General features: G+C 43.2%; 21 protein-coding genes. 10 read left to right on the top strand and 11 right to left on the bottom strand.

Annotation, left to right across the window (positions count from 1 at the left end):
- Positions 1–2: 2 nt before the first annotated feature.
- From FDK13_RS24420 to FDK13_RS24370, 11 genes are all read right to left on the bottom strand, one after another.
- Entirely contained in the window at positions 3–359 is a 357-nt protein-coding gene (locus FDK13_RS24420; protein ID WP_137342627.1) for a hypothetical protein, read from the bottom strand.
- On the bottom strand, positions 356–796 hold the full coding sequence (locus FDK13_RS24415) for a hypothetical protein (protein WP_137342626.1): 441 nt from the start codon (positions 794–796) through the stop codon (positions 356–358). Before FDK13_RS24415 ends, FDK13_RS24420 begins: the two co-directional genes overlap by 4 nt.
- A complete protein-coding gene (locus tag FDK13_RS24410; RefSeq protein ID WP_137342625.1) occupies positions 793–1278 on the bottom strand; it encodes a hypothetical protein in 486 nt (161 codons plus the stop codon). The genes FDK13_RS24415 and FDK13_RS24410 overlap by 4 nt, the downstream gene beginning before the upstream one ends.
- A gap of 177 nt (positions 1279–1455) precedes the next feature.
- Positions 1456–1974, bottom strand: a complete 519-nt coding sequence (locus tag FDK13_RS24405) for a phage virion morphogenesis family protein (RefSeq protein WP_170982906.1) — start codon at positions 1972–1974, stop codon at positions 1456–1458.
- Positions 1949–2800, bottom strand: a complete 852-nt coding sequence (locus FDK13_RS24400) for a phage head morphogenesis protein (RefSeq protein ID WP_137342623.1) — start codon at positions 2798–2800, stop codon at positions 1949–1951. The genes FDK13_RS24405 and FDK13_RS24400 overlap by 26 nt, the downstream gene beginning before the upstream one ends.
- A 17-nt stretch (positions 2801–2817) precedes the next feature.
- Positions 2818–4125 (bottom strand): phage portal protein family protein, encoded by a 1308-nt coding sequence (locus tag FDK13_RS24395; protein WP_137342622.1) that lies wholly within the window; start codon positions 4123–4125, stop codon positions 2818–2820.
- Positions 4126–4202: 77 nt separating this feature from the next.
- Positions 4203–4622 carry a phage protein Gp36 family protein gene (locus tag FDK13_RS24390; RefSeq protein ID WP_137342621.1) on the bottom strand — a complete coding sequence of 140 codons (420 nt, stop codon included), beginning with the start codon at positions 4620–4622 and terminating at the stop codon, positions 4203–4205.
- 4 nt (positions 4623–4626) lie between these two features.
- Entirely contained in the window at positions 4627–4833 is a 207-nt protein-coding gene (locus FDK13_RS24385; RefSeq protein ID WP_137342620.1) for a hypothetical protein, read from the bottom strand.
- A gap of 6 nt (positions 4834–4839) precedes the next feature.
- Positions 4840–5214, bottom strand: coding sequence for a hypothetical protein (locus FDK13_RS24380; RefSeq protein ID WP_137342619.1), 375 nt, complete (start codon positions 5212–5214; stop codon positions 4840–4842).
- Between the two features lies 1 nt (position 5215).
- Positions 5216–6769: a hypothetical protein gene (locus FDK13_RS24375; protein ID WP_137342618.1), complete on the bottom strand. Its 1554-nt coding sequence runs from the start codon at positions 6767–6769 to the stop codon at positions 5216–5218.
- Entirely contained in the window at positions 6769–7230 is a 462-nt protein-coding gene (locus FDK13_RS24370) for a hypothetical protein (protein WP_137342617.1), read from the bottom strand. Before FDK13_RS24370 ends, FDK13_RS24375 begins: the two co-directional genes overlap by 1 nt.
- A 180-nt stretch (positions 7231–7410) precedes the next feature.
- Between FDK13_RS24370 and FDK13_RS24365 the strand changes: the two genes are divergently transcribed.
- From FDK13_RS24365 to FDK13_RS24320, 10 genes are all read left to right on the top strand, one after another.
- Positions 7411–8364, top strand: a complete 954-nt coding sequence (locus FDK13_RS24365) for an HK97 family phage prohead protease (RefSeq protein WP_137342616.1) — start codon at positions 7411–7413, stop codon at positions 8362–8364.
- 135 nt (positions 8365–8499) lie between these two features.
- A complete protein-coding gene (locus FDK13_RS24360; protein WP_137342615.1) occupies positions 8500–9411 on the top strand; it encodes a phage capsid protein in 912 nt (303 codons plus the stop codon).
- Positions 9412–9504: 93 nt separating this feature from the next.
- Positions 9505–10674 (top strand): DUF2586 family protein, encoded by a 1170-nt coding sequence (locus tag FDK13_RS24355; RefSeq protein WP_137342614.1) that lies wholly within the window; start codon positions 9505–9507, stop codon positions 10672–10674.
- Between the two features lie 6 nt (positions 10675–10680).
- The gene (locus tag FDK13_RS24350; RefSeq protein ID WP_137342613.1) at positions 10681–11091 is read left to right on the top strand and encodes a hypothetical protein; all 411 of its coding nucleotides are present in this window, start codon (positions 10681–10683) and stop codon (positions 11089–11091) included.
- Between the two features lie 143 nt (positions 11092–11234).
- Entirely contained in the window at positions 11235–11558 is a 324-nt protein-coding gene (locus tag FDK13_RS24345; RefSeq protein WP_137342612.1) for a hypothetical protein, read from the top strand.
- Positions 11548–12027, top strand: coding sequence for a M15 family metallopeptidase domain-containing protein (locus tag FDK13_RS24340; protein WP_137342611.1), 480 nt, complete (start codon positions 11548–11550; stop codon positions 12025–12027). Before FDK13_RS24345 ends, FDK13_RS24340 begins: the two co-directional genes overlap by 11 nt.
- Positions 12028–12070: 43 nt before the next feature.
- Entirely contained in the window at positions 12071–12442 is a 372-nt protein-coding gene (locus tag FDK13_RS24335) for a hypothetical protein (RefSeq protein WP_137342610.1), read from the top strand.
- A gap of 175 nt (positions 12443–12617) precedes the next feature.
- Complete coding sequence (locus tag FDK13_RS24330) at positions 12618–14459, top strand: tape measure protein (RefSeq protein ID WP_137342609.1); 1842 nt, start codon at positions 12618–12620, stop codon at positions 14457–14459.
- Positions 14459–14956: a DUF6046 domain-containing protein gene (locus tag FDK13_RS24325; RefSeq protein WP_137342608.1), complete on the top strand. Its 498-nt coding sequence runs from the start codon at positions 14459–14461 to the stop codon at positions 14954–14956. The genes FDK13_RS24330 and FDK13_RS24325 overlap by 1 nt, the downstream gene beginning before the upstream one ends.
- Entirely contained in the window at positions 14956–15996 is a 1041-nt protein-coding gene (locus FDK13_RS24320) for a hypothetical protein (protein WP_137342607.1), read from the top strand. Before FDK13_RS24325 ends, FDK13_RS24320 begins: the two co-directional genes overlap by 1 nt.
- Positions 15997–16001: the final 5 nt, after the last annotated feature.

Raw genomic sequence — 16001 nt, 5'->3', positions numbered from 1 at the left:
TTTTAAGAAGTTTTAGAATCGTCTTGCATGATTTCAAAAAGACCCTTGTATAGTGTTGTTTTAATATTGTCGGTCGTAAACTCCATATCATATTCAAATCGTCCTGAGCGCACAAGCTGCATTTCTGACGTTTCTTTGTGGAATGTGAGCGTTTGACCGGCTATTGTAATGCCTCCATTTTCTTCCGTGGAAAAGGTCAGTACTGGCATTTCCGGAATGTCGCCGGTTGGCCTGATCTGCATCAGAATGTCAGTAGTGGGCTTTATTTCATAGTTGGAGGATACTATGAAATCGGTCAGGTGAAAGGTGTCCCCACGGTAAACCTCCCGGAAATTAATGGTTTGTGGTCTGTAAATCATTGGGTTTTTGAACGGCGTTGAGTTGTGAAAAATTTATTAAAAAAGATGTAGACTATTGAAAGTATCAGAGCAATGAGCGTTCCACGAAAGGCGTCTTTATGCCACGGAGCAACGCCCCAGATTACGCGCTCACCAGGCACTTTGTACGGTACCTTTTTATAGATGGTAACCGTGTCACATTCAGCTTTGATTTGGGTAATCGTGTGCGTACGTTCAACAATTACCTTGGCGCGGCCTTGCTGAATTTCTTTGTACAAATAGGTGGTATCTGTCTTGAATGACAGAATTACGCTGTCTTTGGGAACTAGTACAGAAACGGGTACCATAATTTTTACGCTATCGGCCACGACTGACTTTGAGAATTTACGCTCACAATTTTTGTAAGTCACGCAGGAAGTAGCGAATAAAAAAAGAAGGACAAAAAGAAGGTTTTTCATTGGATTGGTATGTTTAAACTGTGTGATAATGTGCCTTGGATTTCCGGTTTTGGCTTTTGCATTGTCCGGATTTGAATGACCTGGTAAACGGTTAGGTTAAATACTTGCTCACAGACGTAGTAGCTGCCGGTGTAATAATCTGAGCTTTTTGTCCTGTCTTTAATTCCATTGAATTGTGAAATTGACTGGTAAAGATCATTTGTGATTTGCTCATATTCCGGGTAGTCGCTCCATGCTGAACTTTCATATGTTGCCGGTGGAAGGCTAAAAATTAGCTTTACGGTAACTTGGCCGGTGCCGGTCTGATTACCTTTGGTTGTGCCAAACCATACGATTTCTGAGAAATCCAGAAGGATACCAGGTATAATGATGGAATTGAATGAATCAGGTTTTTCGAGTTGACCTTTGTCGCGGTCTATCCAGTTGATAGCGGTGACGGTATCCCCGATGTGGCTTGCCAGGTCTCTGAATGTTTTGAACATGGATCTTCGGTGTAAAATGGTGTTTAAACTCGTAAATGCTTTCTGATAACTCGTAGCTCAGCACGGGCATAATTACCGGTTCTGGTGGTTCTTCATGATGATAGATCAAGACAGTCTCGTGTGGGAATAGTTTTGATAAATCCCCGAAACTGGATAAGTGGCCTATGATTATAACCCTCATTGCTTAAAAATTTTGTCAAGCTGCTTTTCAATTTTCGAAATGATTTTTTCCTCTAAAACCTTCGAAGGGCCCATGAATTGACGTTGCGGCATTTCAATGGTTTTTTCTTTGAAAGCGAAACCCTTTCCGGGTGTTGTACCCTTCGCGAACTTGTTCTTTTCGCCACGGTTGCGCTGGAAGGTTTCTGATCTTGCACCCTGCCTGATTTCCCCGCCTTCGTTATGTATTTCGGCATAGGGACGATCATTAGTAAATACTACGCTGCCGTTACCTTTATGCCAATCAACAGCATCAGACAAATGGCCCTTATCTGTTAGGATTGGAGGAACGCTGCCGTTCTTTTTGCGTTTACGTTCTTCACTTGCCGGTTTTAAGGGTGTCCACTTTTCAAGACTTTCGTCGGTAAAACCTTCATCCCGAAATGATTTCTTAAAGTGCTTTTCACCTTCTACACCAATAATGGTGTAAGCGTCATCCTCCATCAGTTTTTTAACTGCGGCGGCTGCCGTCTTCATTTCGTTTGGTGACATATTGCTTGGCTTTCTTGGTTACAATTTTTAATTCTTTGTCGCTCAGTGTTGATATGTATGGATGATTATCACTGAATAACTTACCTGTTAGCCCTGGGTTATTGTCAAGCCCTGGTGCCACATCTGGCCCATCCGGTATTGCGTCAGATACATCATCGTCAGTTTGAGAAACACTACACTGGCAATTATACCGGCTTGGTGGCATGTGCTTGATCCAGAAATCATCCTGAATCGGTTTAATGATGTGGTAATAGACTTTGTGTTCATCGCTTGGCGTAGCAGCCGTTGAAGGCATGTATTCCAGATTTGGGTACAAATCGGCGCTTGCTTCAAACTTTTTCCACTGAATTGCAGATCTTGCTGCACGGATTCCGGTGTTGTATTCAGTCTTTAACCACGTCTGATTGTAATTCTCAACCACCGGCGCGGCCAGTGTCTGAAACTCTTCCCAACTCCTGATTTTACCATCTGGCCGAACCGTCAGCGCTGCCAATTCTTTCGCCTGGTGCCAGGACTTACCGGCAGCAAACAAAGCGCCGGATTCACGTAGCTGCTGAGCCAGATCATAATTAGGCTTACCGTATTCAATCTTACCTGCACCGATGTTCACCGCCTCGTTTAATGTACTGTAAGTAATCTCCATCAGGTCAGGATCAACATCAGCCTTTTTTGTACTGAAAATGCGTTTTAAGGCTTTGCCCACCAGGTCACCTATGTTAAGGAAACTTGGCAGCTTGTAATCTGAATCACCCGCTTTTAGGTTAATGTGATCACAACTATGATAATAAAGCTCATGCAGCCTTATGGCCATTTCTATTTCCGGCCCGGTCAATGCCGGGCCGCCACGAAAAAATCTTGTATACGGTCTAAAAGGCTTAAAGCCAGTTTTGTCTTGTCATTTTGTTTAGGATCTGGTTTACCTGGTACCGGGATTTGAGCAGCTGCTTTGGTTTTCTCTTCCTCACGTTTTTTAAGCGCTTCCATATCAAAAACGACATTATATTCCTGTTCAAAATATTCGATTGTCAAAGGTGCTACCTGCGTATGAATGCTGAGATCCATAGTTAACCGCTTGTCTTTGGGTATGGTAGCTTCTTCATCCATAAACTGAAATTCCCCGGTTGCCGCTTCGGGGAAGCCCTGGGCAATCATCATGTTCCGGACACGGCCATTAAGCAGCTTGGTGACAAACAGCCGGTCGTCCTGGGCGATAGCCTGTGCAACACGTTCGTGAACTTCTCCCTGGGAACGGCTGCTGCCGTCTTCGGTGGTCATGGTCTGGCCAACGATCAGTTTTGATAATCCCTTTTCCATCTTTTCATAAAGACCGTCATAGGTATCACTAGCGCCCGATTTGTTGGCTTCAATAAATTCAACATTACTGCCGTTGGGAACTGCGATGTAAGACATTGCACCGGCTTGTTCCAGGGCTTGGAGTAGCTGCGTTTTGTTGCCTGGCATATGAGGATCATACGTGCCTTTACGCATTGGCTGACCAAAGATTTCATTGAATTGCGCCCAGTCGGAAAGGTTGCCCCGTTTGATCAGAACCAAAATGGTTGCTATCAGGAGTAAGCCCAAATCGTCAGGTTCACCAACTCCAATGTAATAGTAGCTATATGGTGATTTGGTGTAACTGATCCCGGTTATATCATAAGGATCTGCAACAACAATGCCGTCTTTCGGGACAACGTGCGAGCGTGGTACCAATTCGAAAAGATCATTCTTGAAATCGGCATGAATCAGGCTATAACCCCAAAAACGGCTATCCAATGCATGTTTCAAAAACAAATCAAAATGCTCAGAATTTAAAAGGTTATTGATCGAATCAACCGGGTTTCCTTCATTCTGAAAAACTATATTGCTATTGGTGACGGCTAACCGGCGCTGATTAATAACGGATTTCAAATGGTCATCAATCAGGATATCGGTATAGATATCATAAAGTGCTTTGCGGTTTGGGCGCTCAATACTGATGGCAGACTGGTAAGCATTTCGCCACTTGGTTAAATCCTTCCGGGTAATGTCTACCGTCCTGATATCAATGCTAAAATCATTAATAACGGTTTGCCCTGGTTTTATCTGAGAATTAGCGGTTGAAGCGGATTTGTTAAAACCCTTATTTTTCCTTGCCATACGGCCTTTTAGATTTAAAAATGAATCCTAGTGCTATTATAATCCGTGCTCGTTATTTAAACGGCACTTAAACGGGCTTAAACCAGTGGTGGCCGTGGCGGTCTGCCGCCGAATCCAATCTGATTGCCGTCCGGCGTTCCAATTCCGGGATCTGGTGCAGCAGCTACACCTGTCAAAGCCATTTCCCCGGATGCGTAATCTTTCAAGATCCGGATAGCGTCACTGTATCGGTCTGAAACCTTGGCGGGGATGGTTTCGGCAACGCTGTACAAATGGTAAATGGCTATGTCCCGGCCAATCATTACTAGCAATTGATCACGCGTTTCGCCGGTTTTTTCCAGTTCTGGCCGGATCAGGTAACGGCGGGACAAGTAATCTTCAATTTCCCTTTCGGCAGCTTTGCAGGCGGTCAAAATCATGACCTCGGAAAAACGGGCGAGCAGGTTTTTGATTTCCGTATAAAGGCCGGTGCTTAAATCGGTGCTTATTATGAACATAATCTTAAATTTCTATGGCTTCGATTTCTGTCGAAAGTCGCTTTTTAATACTTTTCAGGGCTGCCAAAACAGCATTTCTAACTCTTTGTTCAGCAAATTCAGGAATGAAAACATGTTCAGAGTTATTTTCTGCTCTTTCGATTGCAACTTGAATTTCTTCTAGTTCCCTGGCTTTTTGACTTGCCTCTTTGATCTGTTTAATTTTGTCCATGAGTTATTAAAATTCTTGAATTGAGTTAAAGCAATGTTCGTCATCGATCCAGTCCAAAATATTAGCCAGGAAATTGCCTGCCTTGGTAAGGGTGCCTTTGAGCTGATTTTTTCCCAGGGCGCTGCTTATCGTTTCACCAGTCCTGCCGAAATAGTAGCCGCCTTTGGTGATCAGAATAGCATTGAAAAAGGCACCACAACAAGCATTGCCTAACATGTCAATGCAGATGGCGATTCCACGCATCACTTTTGATAGATACAGGTAAATCTTTTTGCGGCTTCGCTCGTATCGGAAGGCGCTTATGATCTCAAATACAAAACCGATCGGAATGCAAATGATGCTCGAAATGATGGCGAAAATGACAAGGATTAAATTTATCATGTTAAAGTCTTTGGGTTCTCCTTCTGGCACCTTCTGGCGCTTCTGGTTTGGTTTCTCTGTTTAATTCGTCTGCAATTTCTTTTGCTCCTTCAAAGGCATCCGGACCGTCATCGTGGCCGCCAGGGAAGGATAAAAACTGGTCAGTAAGATTTTGCATGTGCCTGGATTTTCTAAGCTTATTCCAGAACCTGACTACGCCACGTTCAAACAATGGTGTGCAGTTTTCAATACGGCCTTTCTTGTCCGGTTTTTTACGATTATCGCCCATGATCGGCAGCATATAACCACGGCTTTCACTTTCTGTTACATACTCTTTCAGGTGCATATCCTGAATAAAATTGGTTTCCAGATAGTTGTAAATCAGCAGTGCCCCGGCTGCTTTAAGTTCCTCATTCATGTCGTAATGAGCTTGAACCATTGCCGTTAAAGTGCACTGATCAACAAACACGGCCAGTACGTCATAAAATCTTCCCATGCGTCCTACGGCAACAATGGCCTTGAAATCGTTCTTGGCCGTGTCCTTGTAACTTGGATCACAGTAAGTGATAATCTGCTTGTAAGCGCTTAGGTTGGGCATGTTGTCCCAGATAAACCATTCTGCTTTAAACTTGTCACCTTCCTGCAAATGGATGTGAAAGTATTCTCTTTGTGATGCCCGGTAACCCATTTTCGTCATCCGGTCAACCAGTTCGGCCCTGGTTAATCTTTCCTTCCAGGCGGGAACACCGTCAACCGACTGATCCATTTTATGGGTCTTCGGGTTTTCAAGTGCAAAAACCTTGATATGGCAAATGTATTCTTTAACCGGGTCATCGTCTTCAACATCTCCAACCAAGTAAGCCAGTGATGATTTTTTATGAATTCTGTTACCGGCAATAATAAAGCGCCCACCATTTTTAGGATCGAAACAGCCCATTAAATCTTCCAAAACCCAATCAACGGCTTCTTTGACAAGCTGCTCATTTTTTACAAGTGGCTTGTCATCAATGTCATCAATAACGATATAATCAGGCCGTTTTTCTCCTTCTCTTGTTCCCCTGGGTGATTGACCACGCCCAAATGCCCAAAAGCCTATTCCATCGGCTGAAAAACTGGAATCGCCCCAACTTCCAAAAGTTTTTTGCTTTCCAAAGTCATTGATATAGCGGTCATTAAATTCTAGTTCTGCCTTGATATCAGCCAAAAGCATAATAGCTTTGTTCTCGTTATTTGATGCAACGATCATGCCGCTAAGCTCTTTCTTTGCCTTCAATATCAGCGGCATCATTACGTCACTGAAAATTGATTTGGCATGACCACGTGGCCATTCGAGGGCAATAAAAATTTTAGGATCTGCAAGTATTTCCTTTGCTGCTTTTTTGTGAAACCAACCAAAAGGGCTGCTCATATAATGCGGGAAATAGTAATTACAGAACTTTGAAAAATCTTCAAGCAGCCCTTTTATCCGGATTCGTTTAGCGTCAGCACTTTCATTGACCGGGATACTACGTCCTGAAATAATCCGCTTTTTCTCTTCCTGGTATTCCTTCCAGAACTTTTCGTCTTTGGTTGCCATTAAGCTGCGATTAATTCACGTTTGTGCATCAAAAAGGAATCGGTGTGTTCCACGATCAGTTTTGCAAGATCGTTGTCCCTGGCTGAAACATATTCAATCAGTTCACGGGTTACGTTCACATATTGAGACCAGGACAAATCTTTTCCTTTAATTGTCGCAAACAGCTTGCTAAGCGCGTCAATGTCACCTTTTTCAAGAAGTTTTAATGTTTCGCCTTCCTTCCGGTTTCTTTCGGTTGTGGCTTGCAAAGCTTCAATCTGGTAATCAATCAGGCCGAGCATCCGGTCGGCCCTTGATTCTTCAAGGCTAAATTTTGTCGAGCGTTCTTCACGCCAATTTCCTTCTTTTGCCCATTTAGACATTGTTGCTGATGAAATTTTCAACATACGTGCTACGTACTGCTGATCTCTTCCAAGCATAAACAGATCTTTTGCGGCTGAACGCTCTTCATCCTTATTCATACAAGTGTGTCGTGATTTTTGGTTGTTCAAAATTGAGCAATCAAAGGCAATTATCAGAAAATTAAAAAGTACCGTTGTCCTATATACGACAACCATTCTGCTGTGGGGTACAACCATTCTTTTTTTCGGTTGCGACATCAAAAAAATGCACTCAATTTTGGATTCAAATCAACGAAACAAATGTCCAAACCATTTCTTCTTATTGACGATACGATGACCATGCACGGAATCCGCTTTGCGCTTGCCGGTGGTAGATGGGATCGGTTTAAAAAAAATCCGGTGATGCTATTTATGCACACACGTGGTCAGGTGATCGGCAAGTGGAACGATTTAAAGCTAGAAGGAAACGGATGGTTTGCCAATCCTGAATTCGACCTGGAAGATCCAGAAGTAAAACCAATTGCCGGTAAAGTAGAACGCGGATTTTTAAACGCCTGCTCGGTAGGTGTTGCGATCCTTGACGCTCAGATGATCGGTAATGAAATTGTCGCTACGGACTGGGAACCTTACGAAGCCAGTATTGTCGATTCAGGCAGCAATCCAAATTCTTTACAGCTCTACACACCGTTCGGGGAAGTGGTGAAAGACCCAGAAACGTACATCAAAAATCTAACACTTTCCATTATGAGTAAAACACAGGAGGGAGCGGGAACTGCTACCGAGAAAATTGTTGAAAAAGAGGTTTTCCCAAAGAGCGTTGCCTTGGCTGCCGGATTGGGTGAAGATGCGACTGCCGAAACGGTTGCAGCTCATATTAAAACCGTGCTTGAAGAAAATGCTACGTTGAAACTTGTCGCTGAAACAAGCAAGAAAACGACCGTTGATCTGTTGGTGGATTCGGCTTTTAATCAGAAAAAGATTTCTGACGGTGACCGCGAGCACTACAAAAAACTGGCAATGATTGACTTTGACACGACTAAAAAAGTTTTGGATACGATACCGGCCATTACAAATTTGAAAGAATTTGCAAACACGCCTACGCCAACATCCGGGGAAACTTTGAAAGCGGACAAAGATGAATATGATTCTCTGTACAAAGAAGGGAAACTGTTGACTTTGAAGGCAGAAAATCCGGACAAGTTCAAGCGAATATTTAAGGCATTCCACGGTGTAGAACCCGTAATGACCACATAAACACAACCAGAAAGCGAAAGTGAGGGGCACCGTGCAAGAACGGTGGGAGTTAAAATTACACTGCCGGGCATAACCTGCCTGCATAGGTGTCCCCTCCAATTTTCATTGTATTATCAAACATTAAACTATACACACGTGGCCTTAGAGGTAGAAATTTGGAAAAAAGAAATCATTGGCTTGTTGTACAAAAGCAACGAGTTTTTGGATTACTGCGTAAAAGCAGATGAGTATGTTAACCTGGGTAAAATTGTCCATATTCCGGGTTCGGGGCAACCGTCCAATGTCGAAATTGACCGTACTATTTTGCCTGCAACGATCAGTAAACGTACGGATACTGAGGTAACTTACACGCTGAAAGAATTTACGTCTGATCCAAAATTAGTGACCAACCTTGAAACGCTGCAATACAGCTACGATAAGGTTCAAAGCGTTTTGCGTGAAGATATGGCCACAATCCGCGAAAAAGTTGCTGACTGGATGTTACGCCTTTGGTCACCTGCTGACGCTGCTTCAATTCTTCGTACCACTGGCGCTGCTGTTACCAGTGCTGCACCGGGTGCAACTGGAAACCGTAAAGGTCTTACCAAGGAGGATCTGAAAAAGGCGCGTTTGGTGATGAACAAACAAAAAGTGTTAAAAGAAGGTCGTGTGGCCCTGATCCCTTCGGATCAAATGGATTTTCTTTTAAGTGATCCTGATCTTTTAAAACGTGATGTTTCAATGGAACTCGATATTAAGGGTGGTGTAATTACCCGTCTTTATGGCTTTGATCTGATTGAACGTTCAGACGTGATGATCTACACTGAGGCGGGAACGCCGGTTGCTAAAAATCCAGGTGCAGCAGGTGCCGCTACGGATAACCAGGCGACACTTTTATGGCAGCGGGATTGTGTTGAACGTGCAATGGGTGATGTTAAGATGTTCTATGACATTGACAAGCCAGAATATTACGGTAGTCTTTTCTCATTCCTGATTATGATGGGAGGCCGTGGCCGCCGTCCGGATGGAAAAGGTGTTCTTTCAATCGTAGAAGCATCAGCAGCGTAACCAACGCACACACTGAATATTAAGACATATACCTCTTTTCCTGACGGAATTTGAGGTATATGTTATGTTAAAATCTCTAAAACTGACTACTATATGGCTTTGCCAGGTGTTCAAATAAATGTTTCTGACGGTGCCCTTGGGCGTACCACGGTGACGGATGACGGAGTTGCCGCTATGGTACTTACCGGTATTGCTGCATCAGGGTTAGCTTTGAATGTACCGGCCAGAATTTACAGTCTTTCGGATGCTGCTACCCTTGGAATTGCGGTTGCCACACATCCGTATGCTTATGGCCAGATCTCAGACTTTTACTCTAAAACGGGTGTTGGTGCTGAGCTTTGGATTATCCTGGTTGCGGAAGCGACAACACACGCTGCTGTTTTCACAGCGACTACCGGACCAATGCAAAAACTTTTGGATGCAGCCCAGGGCCGTGTAACAATAGCAGCTACTGCATTAGGTCGTGCAGTTGGTTATACACCGACCATGACCGGTCTTTTGGATTACGATCTTGTCGCCGTTGCCACTTTGGCCCAGGCAGTAGCAAACGGCCAAACGGCCAAATTTTCACCATTGCGTGTAGTGCTTGACGGTAGTTATCTTGTAACGCCTTTAACGGGTGTTGTGAGCGTAAAAGGTGCTAATGACCGTGTAGGTGTTTTTCTGGGTGTTACCGAATCCGGAAAGCGTACTGCTTCTATGGGAATGTTTCTGGGTGCGCTTGCTGCTATCCCGGTTCATCAGTCTATTGCAAGGGTTAAAACAGGAATGTTTTCGGCAAATGGTGCGCTTACTTCGGGCCTTCCTTTATCGGGATATTCTGACGCTCAACTTGGAAGTTTGCATGATGCCGGTTATATGATCCTTCGATCATTCCAGGGCTTGCAAGGTGCTTTTATTTCTAAGGATCTTACTCTTGCTTCCGACACGAGCGATTATACCAGTATTGCGCTTGGTCGGACGATGGATAAGGCGATCCGTTTGGCATATCAAACCTACGTATTGGAGCTGAACGACACGGTTGAAATCAGTTCGGATGGTAAGCTTTTGCCAACAAAAGTGAGCTATATAGAGGACGTTATCAGACGTACCTTAAATCAGAGAATGGTTGCGGAAGGTAACTGTTCTGCTGTAAATGTGTCTGTTGATCCTAATCAAAACGTGCTTTCCACGGAAATGATTAAGGTGGTTGTTAAGATCACACCGCTTGGATATCTGGGGTCAATTGTTGTGGAACTTGGGTTTTTTAACCCTTCAAACTAAATAAAAATGGCCGGAAAGAACACACGCGATTACGGATGGAGTGAATGCGAAATACGCCTAATAGGTACAATGCTAACGGGCGTTGAAGGCGTTTCCTGGAATGTTAAACAGGCAAAAGAAGCAATTTACGGAAAGGGTAATGAGCCTCAAAAAATCAAAAGAGGGAACAAAAGCTACGAAGGATCTTTATCTGTTTTGCAGGACGAATTAGAGCAAATTTTAGACGTTGCTCCTGACGGGCAAATTGTCAATCTGCAAGATTTGGATTTGCAGATTGCTTATGAGGAAAACGGGGTTATTGTTCGCTATTCACTGATTGGGGTAGAGTTTACAGAAGAACCGCATGAATCCAAACAGGGGGATTTGATCGGAAGAGCTGTATTGCCGTTTTTGTTTCTAAGAGAAATTCGAATCTAAATGGACGCGTTGCAGGACGCGATCCTGATGTATCCAAAACACCGGTATTTATACCGAACGAGTGACAACACTATACACACAACGCAGGAAGGAGCGGAAGCACAAGCGCTCCACCTTCCTGCGTCCTCTATCGAAAAGATCACATGCAAGACCCTCAAAATTACTTTACTGAAATAATTACCGGGTTCCTTTCTTCCTTATCAGCGGCGGGTATTACGTGGTTTTATTCCCGCAAAAAGCAGGTAAAGGAAGTAGAAGCACTTGAACTTGATTTGGTTGACCGGGCAATCAGGATATGGCGCGAAACTGGTGAAGCATTGGAGGCAAAAGTTAATAAGCTCGAAGGTCGGGTAAATGATTTATCTGACGAGAATGTACAACTGAAAATCGAGAACAAGGGTCTGCGAAAGGAAATTTTAACATTAACAAAAAGGGTTCAGGCATTCATTACTAAATATGGGGAATAGAGATATTAAAGATGCCGATACGCGTCTTCAACTGGCTTGGGCATTCATTCTAACAGAATGGCCCAGGCTATACCCGAACAGTCCACTTCCGTTTTTATCGGAAGTATACCGTAGTCCGGATTTACAAAGAGCCTATTATGCCCAGGGGCGTGATCCATTGGCCAGGGTAAATAGTCAACGCAGGCTTGTCAATCTGGCACCGATCACGGAGGAAGAAAACAGGCACAAGGTCACCAACTCCAAACCAGGGCAAAGCAAACATCAAAGTCTTCCATCAAAGGCAATTGATGTACTTTTTGTAAAGCCTGGTACCCAGAGAGAAATCAGCCAGGACATTAACTTTTATAAAGCCCTGGCAAAAATGGTAAGGGGTTTTAATCCGGAAATTACCTGGGGCGCTGACTGGAATCACAATTGGAGAAGTGATGACGAACGGCTTGTAGATATGCCTCACTTTGAAGTTCAATAATACCTTTTAAACGCATTTAAACACTATTTAAATACTATCAAAAATGGCTAAGAAAGAGAATATTACAGATGTTACGCCGGAAATTATCGAGGGATGGAAAAAGCAATACGGCGAAGTTTTCGCTTTGGAAGTTGCCGTTGATCCGGAAAAATATGAACCCGGAACGGTTACAAAAGACTTGGATGATGATATTCCGAAAATTACCGGATATCTAAGAAAGCCAGATAGAAAAGTAATGAATTATGCGGTCGTAACTCTTCCTAAGAGTATAAGTGGTGCAGGAAAAGCAGTTGTAAAAGATTGTTGGTTAGGAGGTGATGAAAGGTTATTAACTGATGAAGCGTATAATTTGGCGGCGGCTCTACAAGCGATTGAATTGGTTGACTTTTACCAAAGTCGGCTAAAAAAAGTTTAGAGGACGAATCAGATATTGACGATTCGTCCGAAGCTGACGCATTTCGATATATGTCAGCGTGGATAAGATACTTTTTCCATGTTGACATATATAAGTCCGAGCCGGAAGAAATTGCACGGCTATGGAAGGAAGCTAAATTCCTTTTAATTCAAATCAAACCAGTTCAGAAAGAGAAATGAACAAAGTATATCAGTTTGCGATAAAACTGCAAGATTTGTTTTCACCTCAAATGCAGCGTGTTGCTACAATGTTTGAGCAAAAAACGTCATTCATGACGCGGCTTTCAGAAAGGGTCAAAAATATGCTCAATTCGTCTGCTCAGTCGGTTTCAACTCTTCGCCAAAAATTGTCAGGACTTGCGGCGGGTTTTAAAGTTAAGATTGACGATAGTCAGGTTGGAAAAGCCTCTGGCAAAATATCAGGACTTCTTACCAAGTTGAAAAGTTTAGCAGGACAATCTGCAATTGTTGGTGGTCTTGTCGGGGGAAGTATAAGTGGCATTGCAATGGGAGCCGTTGACGGAATTATGGCTCAAATCGGAGATATGTCCGAAAAGACCATTGGTGCGGCACAAAAAAGCCAATCTACCAGATTTACACTGAATGAGCTAATGGGTAAGACTAATGCCGGTGCCTTGGTGAAAGGAGTTGATAAGTACGCGCCTGAAAAAAGGGACGAATTGCTTTCATCTGCTCAAAAACTTTCCGGATCTGGTGTAGAATCCAGTAAGCTTATGGATACGCTGAAATACTTAAATAACATTTCAGCATTAACTGGTTCCAAGGTTGATGATCTGGCCATGATCCAGTCAAAAATTAAAGCAACCGGATATGTTCAGGGAGATGAAATCAACATGTTTAAGGAGCGAGGAATTAACCTGAATCCATATTTGGCCCAGGTAATGAAAATTAAGGAAGGGGACATTGCCAAAGCTCAGTCAAAAGGTCAAATCAGCTATGATATTTTTGACAAAGCCATGCAAAAATATGCCGGTAAGGGGAGCAAATATGAGCAGGTTTATGAGCGTAAAATGATGTCAACGACAGAAGGGAAAGAAGAATTGGTATCGGGTAAGCTAAACGCAAAACTTCGAGGAATTGGCGAATTGATGCTACCAATTAAGGATTCCATACTTTCGATGTTCAATGATATTTTGAATGGAACTGGCCCACTTGTCGGGGTTTTTGAAAAGCTTTGGAGTATCGTTTCCCCGATAACTACCGGCATTATCGATCTTTTGAAATGGTTCGGAATTCTCAATGAACAGGGAGCGATCAGCCAAGGGGTTTTCACCACCTTATCTACCGTGTGGGACTTTTTAGGTAATATTTTAAAAATAGTCGGTAGTGCACTTTGGGTTGTTGCCAAGGTCATAGAGTATCTTATTGGTAATCCTGTGGTATTGCTAATTGCTGGTATTTATGGGATTGTTAAGGCATGGGGCTTTTTAAATGTTGTAATGGCCATGAATCCTTTTGTACTGATCATCGCAGGAGTGGTGTTATTAGTTGCGGCAATTATGACGGCCTGGGACAAATTTGATGGTTTCCGCGAAGCCGTTCTGAAAACTTGGGAAGTTATCAAGTCCGTCTTCTCAAATATTGGTGGATTCCTTAGCGCGTTGTTTACTGGGGATATTGCCGGGGCATTGGCGATTATCGGGAAAACAGTTAGTCAGGGCATTGATAATGGGCAAAAGCGGGTTAGTCAGGATCGTTTAGAGAAACTAAACGAAAGACGAGCAGGGCGTAAAAGCCGGGATAAATCAACGGATGGCCTCGATTTTACGGATGGTAAAGGTACGGGTGCAGGATCATTAGGAGCTGCTGCCGGGTTAAGTTCGACAGTAGGCAACTCGAAAAGCAGCAATGTGACGATCAGTATCAAATCTCTGATTGAAAATAACCAGATAACCGTGGCCAGTATGCAAAGTGCTGATCTGAAAGATTTAGAGACGCAAATGATTGATTTGATGCTACGGATAGCAAATTCAGGTACAAGAGCAATTACATCATAATGGGTGCATTGGTTTTAAATCCCGGTGGTGGAATTCCCCCGATTGACAAAGCAACGGTAGCTAGAACAGGTGTTCAGATGAAAATGCCGTTTTATATCGGCGAAACCAATGAAAGCTTAAAACTTTTACCGTTAGAGCCGCTTGTTGCCGTAAGAGGACACAATAATATTTCTCTTCGAAATGTAGCAAAGCAAAGAGGTGGTTCTGGTACCATTAAAGAATACTGGTCAAAGGGTGACTACGAGATTATTGTCACTTGTATGCTCGATGATTATCTAAATCCGGACGAGTTACCAACTGAAATTATTTCCCGTTTGAACGCTTTATGTAGCCTTGGGAAGTCGGTAGCTGTTAAATGTGCTCTTTTTGATGCTATTGGTATCGGAATGATGGCCATCACGGATTGGGAGTTTCCACCAACGGAAAATATTGAAGACCAGGTAATTGTTTTGCGTGGTTTTAGTGATCAGAATTTTCAACTTTTAATCGAAAAATAATGAAACGTTTCACACTATTTGCGGCGCTCATCGTGCTGCTGACAATTAACCAGGTAGCAGCTATGTACAAGCTTGATTACGAAATTACGATTGGAAATTACAAATTGCAGGCCGTTGAAAATGTTTCCATCGAAAACAGCCAGGAGCTTCTTAGTGATGAATGTAGGATCAGTGTACCGGCAATGGTTGCAGGAAAGGCAATTCAGATCGAGGACAAAATTAAGCGTGGTGATGCTGTTACTGTTCGGCTTGGATACAATGGTGACCTTGTAACTGAATTCTCAGGTTATCTAAGAGCGATTTATCCGGATAGCCCTATGATTTTGGAATGTGAAGAAAGTGTGTTTTTCTTTCGCAGGCCGGTTAAATCGGTCATCTTTCGCAACGTAGCCGTTAAGACAATTCTGAATTATGTTTTAGATCAGGTCAATCCTCAAATTCCAACCCCTTTTACCCTGGTGTCTGATCTTTCTGACGCCAGTTATAAATGGGATAGTTTCACTATTCATAATGCTACCGGATTTGAGGTGTTGGATAAATTAAGGCAGGAATCAGGATTGATGATTTATGCCCGTGGAAATGAGCTGCATTATCATTTAGCCTTCACACAGAAAACGGGTGACGCGATTTATGATTTTGGCGTGAATATCGAGGCAACAGATGATCTTAAATATGTCAGAGCCCAGGACGCAAAAATAAAAATTACGGTTGTTGGCCGGACTGTAAAAGGTGCCAAGGTTGAAGGCTCAGCCGGTGAAGATGGCGGGGATAAAATCACGTTACAGCGCCCTACTATTTCAGACAAAGGTACGCTTGAAAATATTGCAAGAGAGCAATTAAAAAGCCTGACGTATGACGGTTATCGTGGTGAAATAAAAGGTTGGTTAATCCCTTACTGCACCACCGGCTATTCTGTTGTTGTCCGTGATCCGGATTATAAAGAAAGGGAAGGTACTTACTATGTCATGGGTACAAAGTTGGAATTCGGTTCTAATGGAGGCGTCCGAAAAGTGTCACTAGGTGCCAAGCTGAGCGTTTGACATAA

The organism is Dyadobacter frigoris, assembly GCF_005280585.1.
In the GTDB taxonomy this organism is placed as follows: Bacteria; Bacteroidota; Bacteroidia; order Cytophagales; family Spirosomataceae; genus Dyadobacter; species Dyadobacter frigoris.
This window is presented reverse-complemented; position numbering and strand designations above follow the sequence as displayed.

Excerpts from the sequence above, each read along its gene's own strand:
- FDK13_RS24390 (WP_137342621.1), bottom strand. The coding sequence starts at position 4,622 with ATGTTCATAATAAGCACCGATTTAAGCACCGGCCTTTATACGGAAATC.
- FDK13_RS24345 (WP_137342612.1), top strand. The coding sequence starts at position 11,235 with ATGCAAGACCCTCAAAATTACTTTACTGAAATAATTACCGGGTTCCTT.
- FDK13_RS24415 (WP_137342626.1), bottom strand. The coding sequence starts at position 796 with ATGAAAAACCTTCTTTTTGTCCTTCTTTTTTTATTCGCTACTTCCTGC.
- FDK13_RS24330 (WP_137342609.1), top strand. The coding sequence starts at position 12,618 with ATGAACAAAGTATATCAGTTTGCGATAAAACTGCAAGATTTGTTTTCA.
- FDK13_RS24410 (WP_137342625.1), bottom strand. The coding sequence starts at position 1,278 with ATGTTCAAAACATTCAGAGACCTGGCAAGCCACATCGGGGATACCGTC.
- FDK13_RS24385 (WP_137342620.1), bottom strand. The coding sequence starts at position 4,833 with ATGGACAAAATTAAACAGATCAAAGAGGCAAGTCAAAAAGCCAGGGAA.
- FDK13_RS24320 (WP_137342607.1), top strand. The coding sequence starts at position 14,956 with ATGAAACGTTTCACACTATTTGCGGCGCTCATCGTGCTGCTGACAATT.
- FDK13_RS24420 (WP_137342627.1), bottom strand. The coding sequence starts at position 359 with ATGATTTACAGACCACAAACCATTAATTTCCGGGAGGTTTACCGTGGG.
- FDK13_RS24325 (WP_137342608.1), top strand. The coding sequence starts at position 14,459 with ATGGGTGCATTGGTTTTAAATCCCGGTGGTGGAATTCCCCCGATTGAC.
- FDK13_RS24375 (WP_137342618.1), bottom strand. The coding sequence starts at position 6,769 with ATGGCAACCAAAGACGAAAAGTTCTGGAAGGAATACCAGGAAGAGAAA.
- FDK13_RS24340 (WP_137342611.1), top strand. The coding sequence starts at position 11,548 with ATGGGGAATAGAGATATTAAAGATGCCGATACGCGTCTTCAACTGGCT.
- FDK13_RS24350 (WP_137342613.1), top strand. The coding sequence starts at position 10,681 with ATGGCCGGAAAGAACACACGCGATTACGGATGGAGTGAATGCGAAATA.
- FDK13_RS24380 (WP_137342619.1), bottom strand. The coding sequence starts at position 5,214 with ATGATAAATTTAATCCTTGTCATTTTCGCCATCATTTCGAGCATCATT.
- FDK13_RS24365 (WP_137342616.1), top strand. The coding sequence starts at position 7,411 with ATGTCCAAACCATTTCTTCTTATTGACGATACGATGACCATGCACGGA.
- FDK13_RS24405 (WP_170982906.1), bottom strand. The coding sequence starts at position 1,974 with ATGAAGACGGCAGCCGCCGCAGTTAAAAAACTGATGGAGGATGACGCT.
- FDK13_RS24335 (WP_137342610.1), top strand. The coding sequence starts at position 12,071 with ATGGCTAAGAAAGAGAATATTACAGATGTTACGCCGGAAATTATCGAG.
- FDK13_RS24395 (WP_137342622.1), bottom strand. The coding sequence starts at position 4,125 with ATGGCAAGGAAAAATAAGGGTTTTAACAAATCCGCTTCAACCGCTAAT.
- FDK13_RS24370 (WP_137342617.1), bottom strand. The coding sequence starts at position 7,230 with ATGAATAAGGATGAAGAGCGTTCAGCCGCAAAAGATCTGTTTATGCTT.
- FDK13_RS24400 (WP_137342623.1), bottom strand. The coding sequence starts at position 2,800 with ATGGCCATAAGGCTGCATGAGCTTTATTATCATAGTTGTGATCACATT.
- FDK13_RS24355 (WP_137342614.1), top strand. The coding sequence starts at position 9,505 with ATGGCTTTGCCAGGTGTTCAAATAAATGTTTCTGACGGTGCCCTTGGG.